Below are 13,386 nucleotides of genomic sequence, written 5' to 3' on the forward strand. Positions count from 1 at the left end.
GCGATACCTCTTTTTATTCTTTTATCACAACCTCAAACTCCTCCGTTTGCACAGAACATCAATGTAAAATTATTAAGGTCTGTAAATATTAGCTTCAAAATATCATTTTTACTACAATGATGACTTTTTTGTATAAATATTCTATAATCTTTATATATAACTATTAAATCAACAAGGATAGGTGATTCACTATTATACAAGCCACGCAACTAACTTACCCACAAAAGCACTCTATGTCACTCTCACAATTTCTATTTTCGCTTGTTTTCGCGATTTGGGGAACAGGATTTCTAGCCGATCTCTTTATAGGCCTTCCTACCGTTATTTATACAGAAGGTCTAACTGATCCAAAACAAATTACTTTAGCAAAATCACTTACTACTTTTGGAAGGCATTTATTTGTATTGTGCATTTTATTAATTTTAATTTATGCATATAAACCGTTAAGAAATTTAATTGTCCCAACACTAAACTTTACAGCATTAAAAAAAGTAAGCACATACATCTATATCATCCTTTTTTACGGACTACATATCGTTAATGATACATTTATAATTAATAATATTTTTCCTGATGCGGTAAAAGAACAGTCATCCGCTTTAGACCTAGAAATGTTAAAACAATACAAACTGTTATTGCTAATAGGTGGCGCTATACTTGTACCTATTTTTGAAGAACTTATAGTCCGCGGTATTATTCTTCACTTCCTACAACAGCGCTTCCCCTTTTGGATTGCAGCACTTGGATCTAGCTTCCTCTTCGGAATAGGTCATATATACTCAACTGGTGTGATGTTTAGTATGTTCATCATGGGTCTATTTATGGCCATTTTATGTAAAAAAACAAAATCCATTATTCCAGCTATATTACTTCATATTATGAATAATATGTTAGCCTTTTTAGGATAAAAAGAGGTATCATCGCGATACCTCTTTTCACTCTTTTATCACAACTTCAAACTCTTCTTCCGTTAACACTTTTCGATAATTCGTTTTCTTTTCTCCCTCTTCACCAGAAGTTAGAACAGGCGTCAGAACAATTTTCTTTACACTATCTTCTAGTTTTTCAAATCGCCAATAACTATTTTTCGATAGTGTAAGGCCTGAATGTGGTATTAACTCTTTTCCATCTTGATCTTTCGCGATAAATTTCACCTCTAATTTTGTTCCATTCAACATCTTATAGTTCAACTTCGCAGATATAGGAGAAACTTTTAAATCTTCCACTTCTATTTTTTGACCATTTTCTAATTTAAAATGCTTATGGATTGGGATTGTTTTCGTTTCAGCTTTTATTTTGTCTCCAGACGCTTTGAAGGAAAAGCCCCATTCTCCTTTCCATGTCGAATTGCCTTCTTTTAAAGAAATATCCCTATATACAACTTGTACATCACATTCTCCACGAATTTCTAGAGGATTCATTTCATCATCTTTTAAATCTATATTTGAGAAAAATGTATACGTGTACTCATTTATTTTCTTGTCTCCACCACTACCACTGCTATTTAACTGTTTTCCATTTATATAAATATCAGGACTAGGATAAGAACCCTCTAAATTGATTCGACTAGACTTAAACGTACTATTAACAATAATCTGCCCTTCATCTATCATCACTTCATCTAACCGTACTTCTACACCGTTATCATAAACTGTTTGTCCTATTGTCGTTTTATACTCTTTTAAAGGTTCGCCTCTACTGTTTACGTAGTCTTCCATTTTACTTCCGATTAACGGTATATCTGCAATCATTCTTCTCATATCTACAGTCATCATTATGATAAATAATGCCGCAGCAGATGTTATAATCGCTACATTCCGTTTCGTATGAGCTCTGTTCTTTTTTATTTTTTTACGAATTCGCTTTTTCATTTTCTGTTTCTCTATATGAGTTAAGTTAATCTCTTCATATTCATTCTCATCCATTTTTATATCATTTAACATTTCATATGGATCTTTCATTTCCTTCACCTCTTCTCTTATTTATTTCATCCGGTTATGTAAAAATAATGCCCTCAACTTCTTCCGTCCTCTCGATAGACGATTGTATATAAAAGAAGTTTTCACTCCCATTTTCTCTGCAATATTTTCTACACTATCTTCTTCCACGTAATGCTTCATAAAGATTTCTTTATCGTTCTTCTTTAAATGATCTAATATATGTTCCATATCATTACTAATTTCATTTTTAGTCGTATCGGTATGCATCGCTATTTCACCTATTTGATCCAATCCTTTTTCATTTACTGTTTTCGCATATTTCCTCGCATAATCGATAGATTTATATTTTGTAATAGCCGCAATCCAATTTTTTAAAGTATTTTTCTCTTCATCATACTTTTCAATATGATTCCAAATCGCCAATAACACATCATCCATACATTCCTCTTGCACATCTTCGAACGAAGCTAAATGCTTCTGAATAATACTTTTTATAAGTCCGCCGTACTGGTCGATAATAAAATATAATGCTTTTTCGTTCCTTTTCCTTAGCTGATTCACAACGTTCTCTTCTGTAATTTTCACGAGCCCCCTCCTCTCTAACTTACTCTACATCTATTAATTCGTATCGGTACTACTCATTTCTATCAATTTATACATATTCATTAATAATATCCAAAATAAACCTTATGCAGTAAAATATAACTCATTAACTAGAGGGAGATTATATATGCACGTTTTGAGCTTACTTTGGATTTTCTATGTACCACTTCTTACTCTATGTGGGCTTTTTGGCGGTATTTTTTTAATTATTGCAGGAATTAAACATCGCAAATTGCTCATTTGTTTAACAGGGATACTCAGCCTATCCTTTACCTTGCTACCTTATGTTTTTTGGAGCATGGGGATTAATGGTGATACAATCCTTCCTATTCCAACTTCTCTATACTGGATCCTTTTTTCTTTAACTGGATTATTAGCGGGATTCATTGGGTTAAAAGCAAAAATTAAAAGTATACGCAATATGGGATTCATTATTTTTATTGCAGGAATATTAGGGGTTATTTTTTGGGGACTCATTTCTGCAGAGGATTCATTCTATATTTAGTTGAATTCCTTTTATAAAAAGCACAAAAAAGCAGGGAAATTAATTCCCTGCTTTTTTATTTGTTTTATTGCCTGATGGTAAGAAGAACGATAACACCCAAGCAATCCCTGCTAATATCGTCGCAATTAAGAAGGCATCGTTAATACCGTTAATTGCAGATAGTTTTGAAATTTGCCCATATAATAGTTGCGTGCTCATCGCATCTCCTGCTTGCGCTGATCCAGCTAAGGCCGCTAAGCTTTGCCCCATGCCGTGTACTTTATCAACTAAAATTGGATTTGATGTTGTTAACATGTTGCCGTAATCTGCTACGTGAGCAGTCGTTTGTTGCGTCATAAGTGTAATTAATATCGCCGTTCCAATTGAACCAGCTACTTGTCTTGACGTATTTTGCGTTGCTGTACCGTGAGAAATTAATTTCATCGGCAGTGCGTTCATACCAGCTGTCATAATTGGCATCATAATGAATGACATACCAATCGAACGTATAATATAATCCGTCATAATAACGCTATACGGTGTATCCATCGATAACGTTGTGAATTCATATGTCGCAAATGTTGTAATGGCTAATCCGACAATTGCTAACGGACGAATACCATACTTATCAAATAGTTTACCTGCAATAGGTCCCATAATCCCCATAATTAATGATCCTGGAAGTAATAATAGACCTGATTCTATCGGTGTGAAACCGCGAATGTTTTGCAGATATACCGGAAGCAATAACATGCCTCCGAATAATGCCATCGTAACGATTGCGTTAATTACTAAAGTGAAAGTAAATACTGGATATTTAAATACTTGTAAATCAAGCATTTTATTGTCCGTTGTTAATTCTCTCCAAATAAATAACGCTAAACCAATTACACCGATAACAAGTGAAATAACAACTTCGGCACTAGTCCAACTATTATTTCCAGCTTCACTAAATCCATACAGTAAGCTACCTAGTCCAATACTTGAACTAATCACACCAAATACATCTAATTTTGTATTAGACACTGGCTGAGCAAGTGTAAAGAATTTTAAAGATAAGAACGTAATAATTAAACCAATTACAAACATTCCGTAGAACATTAAGTTCCAGCTATAGTTTTCAATAACCCAGCCCGTTACAGTTGGTCCGATAGCTGGTGCTAAAATCATCGCAACGCCTAGTAATCCCATCGCTGCCCCGCGCTTATGAGGCGGGAATAACGTCATGAAGATGTTCATACCAACTGGCATTAAAATACCTGCACCGACCGCTTGAATAATACGACCTGTCATCATCATTGTAAAGTTTCCTGATGTAGCACAAATGATAGATCCTACAGTAAAGAATAACATTGCTGCTACAAATAATTTACGATACGTAAATCGTGAAACTAAAAAGGCACTAATCGGTACTAAAATACCATTTACAAGCATGAATCCTGTAATTAACCATTGCGCCGTTGACGTTGATACGTTAAATTCATTCATTAACGGAGGTAATGCAACGTTAATGATCGTTTGGTTTAAAATAGAAACGAACATACCGAGAATTAATACTGTTACAACTGCTTTTACATTTACATTCTCTATCGGCATAGACGTTTGTTTTTTCGGCATTTCTTTTACTTCTTTTGTTTCTTCTTGCTTGCTTGTTTCTAACTCAACTACATTAGAAATTTCTACTTCTTGCTTTCGTTCATTTTCTTTCTCTTCTGTTTCTTCTTTACTTACTTCTATTTTACTTACGGCTGGGACTTGTTCTTCTCCCACGTTCGTTTTTTTCTTTCGTAAAAGACGATTTACAAGGAAGAAGACGATTATACAAAATAGTGCATATCCTACAATTGCAATTGAGGACATCTCATCTCCCCCTTACTTATGAATACGAACTGACACATTCATTCCAGGAACAATATTTACTGACTTACTATGATCTAAAGAAATTTTAACTGGTACAACTTGCTTTACTTTTGTATAGTTCGCTGTTGCGTTACTTGATGGTAACATTGAGAATGTATTTGCTGTTGTTAATCCAACTTGTTCTACTTTCCCTGTTAACGTTGTATCTGGGTATGCATCTACATATACATCTACTGTTTGACCTTTTTGAACATCGTCAATCACTGTTTCTTCAATGTTTGCTGTTACCCATAAATTGTTCATATCGAATGCGTAAGCAATCGGGCTACCTGCTCCAACAAAAGCATTTGTCGTCGCGTTTGATTGTACAACTGTTGCATTTTGCGGAATTGTTACATCTACTGTTTGTTCTCCATTAGCTGCCGCTACAGTAACAGCACCTAATTTATCGTTCTCATTGTAGTTTTTTCCTACTTCAGCTTTCCAGTCCGTTAATTTACCCGCTACTGGTGAAGCAATCGGAATTACCTTTCCATCAATTTTTGCATTGTCTGTTTTTAAGTAATTTTCCGTTTGGTTGTAATAGTAATAACCGCCAATACCGCCGCCAACTAGTACAATTAATGTGATAATGTTGATAATTACCATTCTTCGAAACTGATTCATTGCATTCCTCTCCTTATATCGCATATAATTTTTTTCTAAACTATTTACGTCCTTATTGTTTAGACTGTTTAATTGTTAATTATATTAACCTTTAAACAAAAAAATCACACCATTTACAGCGTAAACGAAAATATGTCTACCTGCGAGCGGTGCTGATTTCTGAAGGACTATCGTTTATAATTATAAATAATTATTTTGAATCTACAACCGACAATTTCCATATGAAATGTTGCTTAAACAACAATATAATATCAATATGTTGTTTAAGTATAGAAAATTAAACGAGGAGAAGTAAAAATGTCTATTAAAAATACAAATGATCCACGTGTAAAGCGGACGAGACAACTCATACAGGATGCTTTTGTCGCTTTAGTAGGCGAAAAAGGATTTGACGATGTAACTGTTCAACATATCGCAGAACGTGCTCCTGTAAACCGCGCTACGTTTTATAGCCATTACCATGATAAATATGATCTATTAGACAAAAGCATCGAAGAAATGTTAGAGAAATTAACAGAAGTTATTAAACCAAAAAATAGAAATAAAGAAGAGTTTCAACTTACATTTGATTCACCAAATCCAACCTTTTTAGCTTTATTCGAACATATTGCAGAAAATGTGAACTTCTATAACGTTATGCTTGGCGATAAGGCAGCCGGGAACTACTCTTATAAAATGATGAAAACAATCCAAACTCATTTAACACTAAGCTTATCTATTTCACAGCCAGATGATAAAGACCTTATGGTTCCTCGTGATATTTTAATTAGTTATGTGACAGGAGCTCATATCGGGATGATTATGTCCTGGTTAAAAAGAGGGATGATTTATACCCCGCATTTTATGGCCATGCAATTAACTCGTTTAATTATTTTAGGAGCTCATACTGCCGCTGGATTAGAGAGACCTTTTTAAAACATAAAAAAGCGAAGGAGAGGCTCCTTCGCTTTTTCTATTAATTAAATGTAATGTTATGTACAGCCTCTTTATCAAGACGTTTAATAACTTCTACAATTAACTTCACTGCATTTTCATAGTCATCACGGTGTAACATTGCCGCATGAGAATGAATGTAGCGCGTTGCAATTGTAATTGCCATAGACGGAATACCATTTACAGCAATGTGAATTGCACCTGCATCCGTTCCTCCGCCCGCTACTGAATCATATTGATACGGAATTTCTAATTCGTCAGCAACATCAACTACAAAGTCACGTAAACCAGTATGACCAATAACAGACGCATCATATAAAATAATCTGTGGTCCATCACCCATTTTACTTTGCGCTTCTTTTGCCGTTACACCAGGTGTGTCACCAGCGATACCAACATCTACTGCGAATGCGATATCTGGTTTAATATAGTTTGCAGATGTTTTCGCGCCACGAAGACCGACTTCTTCTTGTACAGTCCCTACGCCATATACAACGTTTGGATGCTTTTCATCTTTTAATTGTTTTAATACGTCAATTGCAATTGCACAACCAATTCGGTTATCCCATGCTTTTGCAAGTAACATTTTTTCATTCTTCATCACTTGGAATTCAAAGTAAGGTACAACTTGATCTCCTGGTCGTACGCCCCACTCCATCGCTTCTTCTTGGCTAGAAGCACCAATATCGATGAACATGTCCTTAATATCAACTGGCTTTTTACGTGCTTCTGGAGGTAAAATGTGCGGTGGTTTTGAACCAATTACACCTGTTACATCTCCTTTACGCGTTACAATTGTCACGCGCTGCGCAAGCATAACTTGTGACCACCAGCCACCAACTGTTTGGAAACGAAGGAAACCTTTGTCATCAATTTGCGTAATCATAAAGCCAACTTCATCTAAATGACCTGCAACCATAATTTTCGGGCCGTTTTCTTCCCCTACTTTTTTTGCAACTAAACTCCCTAAATTATCAGTAGAAAGTTCGTCTGCAAACGGCTCGATATATTTCTTCATTACTTCACGTGGTTCACGCTCGTTACCAGCAATACCACGTGCATCTGTTAATTCTTTTAGCATTGTCAATGTCGTGTCTAATTTTGTCATTGCCAACACCCTCCTTTTTCTTCAGTCACTTCATTATACAATAATTAAATTGAAATATTCAAAAATTAAATCAGTATCCTTGTGTTTGACGCTGATGATTTACTTCATTTTTATCTAAATATGCCTTCTCAATCTCTTCTTGCTCAAACTCAAGCGCTTGTCCAAGTCGAAGGTAGCTTGTAAATAATTCAATATAGTTCGTAATAGATGGTTGATCTGTAAAACGAATTACTTTTGCATATGTGTCTAAGAAAATTTCCACTTGTGTTTTATTCGTCTGTGCACATTTATAGAATAGGAAGTTTTTATCAATACCTAAATCAATTCCGATGGATAAAATAAAATGCAAACCATCTACGTATTCTTCTAAGATTACTTCACGTTCTGATGCTGGTTTGTTGCTCCAATATTTAAAACAACGTGTTTCGTTTGCAAGTTCTCCAATTTCCACAAGAAGAGCTAACATCTTTTCTTTTAACAACTTTTTCGGTTGTAAGTCATGCTCTTTCACAATACGGTCATCTAATTCTTTTTGTAATTTAAATAGTTGTAGTAAGTCCATTCTATTGTCCTCCTCCAACATCGCATTTTACGCAACAATGTTGTTTCATCTCAAAGTTCATTATTATTTTTCATTTCTTATTAATAAGTCAGCCATTTATCTCTTTACAAAATAGCTTGTCCTTAATTTACAAATACGTTTCAATCATCACGATTAGATTGTTCACTCCGATTGGTGATAGTTAATCATTATCGGGGGATTGCCCACTAATAAAAATTTTATTTTATCTGATGAAAGTTCCATATCATCTTTCCATTATAGCAGTGTCGTTTCAGGTAGGAAAGATACTCTTCTTTCCAAAGGGGTAGAATTAAAAAAAGCCAGGAGGATTCTCCTGACTTCATATATATATTCTTCTATATTGCTATAGCTTTTAGATTGATTTTGTCATATCAGTAACGACATACCTCTCTTTGCATACAAATAAAAAAACCTTAGAAGAAAAATCTTCTAAGGTTTCAACTAATTAATTAGTTAATGTTGTTTTTTGCAACTGTTGCTAATTCAGCGAAAGCTTTTTCGTCATGAACAGCTAAGTCAGCAAGCATCTTGCGGTTAACTTCGATGCCAGCATTTTTAAGACCGTGCATTAAGCGGCTGTAAGAAAGACCATTCATACGAGCTGCTGCGTTGATACGTGTGATCCATAATTTACGGAAGTCACGTTTCTTTTGACGGCGGTCACGGAATGCATACATTAGAGATTTCATAACCTGTTGGTTAGCAACCTTGAATAATGTATTTTTTGAACCGTAGTAACCTTTTGCTAATTTAATTACTTTTTTACGACGTTGACGAGTAACTGTACCACCTTTTACTCTTGGCATAATATTACCTCCTAATTGTTCTATATATCAGCCGAACTTATTTTAAGTTGTCAAGCATTTGACGAATGCGTTTGAAGTCACCAGCGCTTACTACACCAGCTTTACGTAGTTTACGTTTAGCTTTTGTAGATTTGTTAGCGAATAAATGGCTTGTGTAAGCGTGAGAACGTTTCAGTTTACCTGATCCAGTCTTTTTGAAACGCTTTGCAGAGCCGCGATGAGTTTTTTGTTTAGGCATAGGTATTTCCTCCTCTATCTATTGCTTATCGTTTTTCGGTGCTAAAACTAAGAACATACTACGTCCTTCCATTTTAGGCTTAGATTCAATTGTACTAACTTCAGCACAAGCTTCTGAGAAGCGATCTAAAACACGTTGACCGATTTCTTTATGAGTAATGGCACGTCCTTTAAAGCGAATTGACGCTTTAACCTTGTCGCCTTTCTCTAAAAACTTGATAGCATTACGAAGTTTTGTGTTAAAGTCGTGTTCATCAATTGTTGGACTTAAACGAACTTCTTTCATGCTAATTACTTTTTGATTTTTGCGCTGTTCTTTTTCTTTCTTCTGTTGCTCAAAGCGGAATTTACCGTAGTCCATAATGCGGCATACTGGCGGTTTCGCATTTGGAGCAACTAATACTAAATCAAGATTAAGATTTGCAGCTAAGTCTAAAGCGTCATTACGAGACTTGATTCCAAGTTGATCGCCATTTGCACCAACTAAACGTACTTCACGTGCACGAATTTGCTCGTTAATCATCATATCCTTGCTAATAGTAAGCCACCTCCAAGGTTTTTTCAGAACATATTTTGTAGTCATAGAACCCGACAAAAAAAGTGCGGGCATACGACACCCACACTTGTAAAATCTTAAGTAAGAAATACATTTACCTGTAAACTGCGAATGCGTCCATCAGGTGAGAAGCGGGTGCTTCTACTTGTTCCACAAAACAATATTCTATTATCCTTGATGAGTTTATCATAGGACATGACGTCTGTCAAGAAGACGCAATGTGTTTTACTAACAACAAGAAATATTGTAACAAACAACTAACATACTTGCAATACTTTTTTACGATAAGTGTTACATGGTTATTTTTTCTAATTCGCCTTACCTACATTACATAGAAAAGCCGCGGTATCCCGCGGCAATTTCTTATCGTTTTCCTTCTACTTTAATCATATCAACAAAAGCATCTAATGCGATTGTTTCTGATTTTTGTTCACCATATTTACGTACGTTTACGCCGTTTTCAGTTACTTCATTGTCACCTACTACAAGCATGTACGGAATTTTTTGCATTTGTGCTTCACGAATTTTGTAACCAATTTTCTCTTCACGAGTATCTAATTCAACACGGATACCAGCACGGCGTAATTCATCTTGCACTTTCTTCGCATAGTCTAAATGTACTTGCGGAGAAACTGGAATTACTTGTGCTTGAACTGGAGCTAACCAAGTTGGGAATGCACCTTTGTATTCTTCAATTAAGAAGGCTACGAAACGTTCCATAGTTGATACAACACCACGGTGAATTACAACTGGACGATGTTGTTTACCGTCTTCACCAACGTAAGCTAATTCAAAGCGTTCTGGAAGTAAGAAGTCTAATTGTACAGTTGAAAGTGTTTCGTCTTTTCCAAGAGCAGTACGAACTTGAACGTCAAGTTTTGGACCGTAGAATGCCGCTTCACCTTCAGCTTCATAGTAATCAAGACCCATTTCATCCATAGCTTCTTTTAACATACCTTGTGCTTTTTCCCACATCTCGTCATCAGCATAATACTTTTTAGTGTCTGCTGGGTCACGATAAGATAGACGGAATGAGTAGTTCTCTAAACCGAAATCTTTGTACACTTCTAGAGTTAAGTTTACAACACGTTTTAACTCTTCTTTAATTTGATCTGGGCGAACAAAAATGTGTGCATCGTTTAAAGTCATTCCACGTACACGTTGTAATCCAGATAACGCACCTGACATTTCATAGCGGTGCATTGTTCCAAGTTCCGCAATACGGATTGGTAATTCACGGTAGCTGTGAATATCGTTTTTATAAACCATCATGTGGTGAGGGCAGTTCATTGGACGAAGAACTAATTCTTCATTATCCATTTCCATTGATGGGAACATACCATCACGGTAGTGATTCCAGTGACCAGAAGTTTCATAAAGCTCTCTGCTTCCTAGTACTGGAGTGTATACGTGATCATAGCCTAAGCTAGCTTCTTTATCAACGATGTAACGCTCGATAATACGGCGAATTGTTGCACCTTTTGGTAACCAAAGTGGTAAACCTTGCCCTACTTTTTGGCTATTAGTAAATAGTTTTAATTCTTTACCTAATTTACGGTGATCGCGCTCTTTCGCTTCTTCAAGCATACGTAAGTGCTCATCTAATTCTGCTTTCTTAACGAATGCAGTACCGTAAATACGTTGTAGCATTTTATTATTGCTATCGCCGCGCCAGTAAGCACCCGCAACGCTTAATAATTTAAATACTTTAATTTTCCCTGTAGACGGAAGGTGAACACCACGGCAAAGGTCGAAGAATTCGCCTTGCTCATAGATTGAAATAACTGCATCTTCTGGAAGATCGTTAATTAAATCTAATTTTAACTCATCGCCGATTTCTTCAAAGCGACGAAGTGCTTCTGCACGTGGTACTTCATGACGAACGATTTCTAAGTTCTCGTTCACAATTTTTTGCATTTCTTTTTCGATTTTCTTGAAGTCTTCAACCGTAATTGCTTCTTCCATATCGATATCGTAGTAGAAGCCATTTTCAATTACTGGACCAATGCCAAGCTCAAGCTTAACATCTTTATATAAACGTTTTAATGCTTGTGCTAATAGGTGGGCTGTTGAATGGCGTAAAATGTATAAGCCATCTTCAGAATCTAATGTAATAATAGAAACTGCACCATCTTCTTCGATTGGTGTAACAAGATCAATCATCTCATCGTTTAATTTTCCAGCCACAGCTTTTTTCTTTAAGCCTGGGCTAATAGAAGCTGCGATTTCTTCAGTTGTTACGCCTTTTGGAAACTCCTTCACAGCTCCATCAGGGAAAGTAATTTTAACTACATCTGCCATCACTGGTCACTCCTCTTTTTTTTCAAAATAAAAAACACTCATCCCGTAAAAAGGGACGAGTGTTGAATTCGTGGTTCCACCCTTGTTCCAATTAACCTTATTGTTAATTGCTCAAGTTCAACATAACGGTGTTGTCCGTTAGCAATTACTAGAAAAACCGTTCACTGCTAAAGTTTAGAGGTGGTAAGTAATAATCCCGTACTAGGAAGCTCACACCCTAAGGCTTCCCTCTCTGAAAATCGTAGAAAACTACTCATGTCCTCATCATGACATTTCAATATATTTCATTTATGTAGGTAATTATATGCTCAAAAACTTAGAAAATCAAGGGCGTTACCTTTATTTTTTAATTTTTTCACATTGCGCTCAAACTCATGTAATCCATGTAATTGTACCCGCTCTTGAAATACATTTCGCAAAGTAATAATCATATTATGGTCTTGTTCTTTCGTATATAAATAAATTTTTTTCGGCGAAATAGAAAGAAGTGGTGCAATTACTTTCGTATCAATATATACATCCTTTTGCTTTAATAAGTCTTCATCTATATATTGAACCAATTTCTCTTGTTTTAAACGTCTACCTTTATCATCATAGAAAATAAAACTTTCATCAAAAATAAGATGCACACTGGACAACCGTGATTTTCGGCTACGTACTTGTTGCCGGAGCGTCTCAATAAACATTTGATATTCTTGTTCCAACTTATACTCATCAATCGCCACTTCAGCAATCTTAGCTACCATTTCCCTATATGTACGAAGACGAAAACGAACATATGATGAAAACGAGAACGAAAGCGGATCACAAAGCCAATTATTTAAAGAAGACTTAATATATGATTCGAATGCATGACGTGTTAATTCACGAGCAACCCCTTTTCTTCTTCCCTTTAATATCTCTTGTGCCATATGCAATATTTGATGACACTCTTCCTCTTCTTCATAAAAAAACTTTTCTTTTAAGATTGTATAAATCCACTCGTTTTGCTTTACATTCACAATGAAATATACCATTACTGGCAATAAAATCTTTTCAATATAATTCGATTCACATACTGGTATATGAATTACAATCTTTTGTTCCTGTAAATATACACTCGTTTCCTTATATAACAGTTCCGCTCTTTTCAGTAGCTGTCTATATACATGCATAGCATCATTTTTTTCTTCGAAGCAAATTTCAATCACTCTTGTCCCCCCTTTTATCCCTGCTCTAAAGGACTGTATCTATACGTTACAAATCCTATAAGAGTCCGTCCCGTGGAAGTTCACTCTTAGTAGAATTACAGTTCTTATCGCTAGAAAAT

General features: G+C 35.5%; 14 protein-coding genes and 2 other annotated features. Of the genes, 3 read left to right on the forward strand and 11 right to left on the reverse strand.

The genetic code is table 11. The features are described 5' to 3' along the window. Positions 1-233: 233 nt before the first annotated feature. On the forward strand, positions 234-908 hold the full coding sequence (locus ACXY7N_RS20650) for a CPBP family intramembrane glutamic endopeptidase (protein ID WP_016086021.1): 675 nt from the start codon (positions 234-236) through the stop codon (positions 906-908). Positions 909-935: 27 nt separating this feature from the next. Here ACXY7N_RS20650 and ACXY7N_RS20655 read toward each other — a convergent pair whose 3' ends face one another. Together ACXY7N_RS20655 and ACXY7N_RS20660 are read right to left on the reverse strand one after the other, a co-directional pair. Further along, the gene (locus ACXY7N_RS20655) at positions 936-1,961 is read right to left on the reverse strand and encodes a DUF4179 domain-containing protein (protein ID WP_016135428.1); all 1,026 of its coding nucleotides are present in this window, start codon (positions 1,959-1,961) and stop codon (positions 936-938) included. Positions 1,962-1,982: 21 nt separating this feature from the next. Then, entirely contained in the window at positions 1,983-2,525 is a 543-nt protein-coding gene (locus tag ACXY7N_RS20660; RefSeq protein WP_016135429.1) for a sigma-70 family RNA polymerase sigma factor, read from the reverse strand. Between the two features lie 145 nt (positions 2,526-2,670). On the opposite strand from ACXY7N_RS20660, the gene ACXY7N_RS20665 reads away from it, so the two are divergent. Then, complete coding sequence (locus ACXY7N_RS20665) at positions 2,671-3,048, forward strand: hypothetical protein (protein ID WP_016136837.1); 378 nt, start codon at positions 2,671-2,673, stop codon at positions 3,046-3,048. Positions 3,049-3,087: 39 nt separating this feature from the next. On the opposite strand, the gene ACXY7N_RS20670 is transcribed toward ACXY7N_RS20665, so the two are convergent. Continuing rightward, positions 3,088-4,887, reverse strand: a complete 1,800-nt coding sequence (locus ACXY7N_RS20670) for a DHA2 family efflux MFS transporter permease subunit (protein WP_016136838.1) — start codon at positions 4,885-4,887, stop codon at positions 3,088-3,090. A 12-nt stretch (positions 4,888-4,899) separates the two neighbouring features. After that, positions 4,900-5,553 (reverse strand): HlyD family secretion protein, encoded by a 654-nt coding sequence (locus tag ACXY7N_RS20675; protein WP_016086016.1) that lies wholly within the window; start codon positions 5,551-5,553, stop codon positions 4,900-4,902. Between the two features lie 297 nt (positions 5,554-5,850). Between ACXY7N_RS20675 and ACXY7N_RS20680 the strand changes: the two genes are divergently transcribed. Next, positions 5,851-6,468: a TetR/AcrR family transcriptional regulator gene (locus ACXY7N_RS20680; protein WP_000023656.1), complete on the forward strand. Its 618-nt coding sequence runs from the start codon at positions 5,851-5,853 to the stop codon at positions 6,466-6,468. A gap of 40 nt (positions 6,469-6,508) precedes the next feature. Here the strand turns inward: ACXY7N_RS20680 and ACXY7N_RS20685 are convergent, their stop codons facing one another. The 7 genes from ACXY7N_RS20685 to ytxC all read right to left on the reverse strand — a co-directional run bounded on the left by ACXY7N_RS20685 (position 6,509) and on the right by ytxC (position 13,267). Then, on the reverse strand, positions 6,509-7,594 hold the full coding sequence (locus ACXY7N_RS20685) for a M42 family metallopeptidase (protein ID WP_016086015.1): 1,086 nt from the start codon (positions 7,592-7,594) through the stop codon (positions 6,509-6,511). A 70-nt stretch (positions 7,595-7,664) separates the two neighbouring features. Continuing rightward, on the reverse strand, positions 7,665-8,156 hold the full coding sequence (locus ACXY7N_RS20690) for a dUTP diphosphatase (RefSeq protein WP_000365057.1): 492 nt from the start codon (positions 8,154-8,156) through the stop codon (positions 7,665-7,667). 470 nt (positions 8,157-8,626) lie between these two features. Continuing rightward, positions 8,627-8,983, reverse strand: coding sequence for a 50S ribosomal protein L20 (gene rplT, locus ACXY7N_RS20695; RefSeq protein WP_001138362.1), 357 nt, complete (start codon positions 8,981-8,983; stop codon positions 8,627-8,629). A 37-nt stretch (positions 8,984-9,020) separates the two neighbouring features. Further along, positions 9,021-9,221: a 50S ribosomal protein L35 gene (gene rpmI / locus ACXY7N_RS20700; protein ID WP_001125946.1), complete on the reverse strand. Its 201-nt coding sequence runs from the start codon at positions 9,219-9,221 to the stop codon at positions 9,021-9,023. An 18-nt stretch (positions 9,222-9,239) separates the two neighbouring features. Further along, positions 9,240-9,746: a translation initiation factor IF-3 gene (gene infC, locus ACXY7N_RS20705; RefSeq protein ID WP_170959974.1), complete on the reverse strand. Its 507-nt coding sequence runs from the start codon at positions 9,744-9,746 to the stop codon at positions 9,240-9,242. Positions 9,747-9,808: 62 nt separating this feature from the next. Then, positions 9,809-9,929, reverse strand: a sequence feature (ribosomal protein L20 leader region). A gap of 210 nt (positions 9,930-10,139) precedes the next feature. Continuing rightward, positions 10,140-12,077 carry a threonine--tRNA ligase gene (gene thrS / locus ACXY7N_RS20710; RefSeq protein WP_000786076.1) on the reverse strand — a complete coding sequence of 646 codons (1,938 nt, stop codon included), beginning with the start codon at positions 12,075-12,077 and terminating at the stop codon, positions 10,140-10,142. 48 nt (positions 12,078-12,125) lie between these two features. Continuing rightward, positions 12,126-12,354, reverse strand: a binding site (T-box leader). Positions 12,355-12,385: 31 nt separating this feature from the next. Then, entirely contained in the window at positions 12,386-13,267 is an 882-nt protein-coding gene (ytxC, locus tag ACXY7N_RS20715; protein WP_016136839.1) for a putative sporulation protein YtxC, read from the reverse strand. Positions 13,268-13,386 lie beyond the last annotated feature (119 nt).

The organism is Bacillus sp. 5w2 (genome assembly GCF_054353775.1).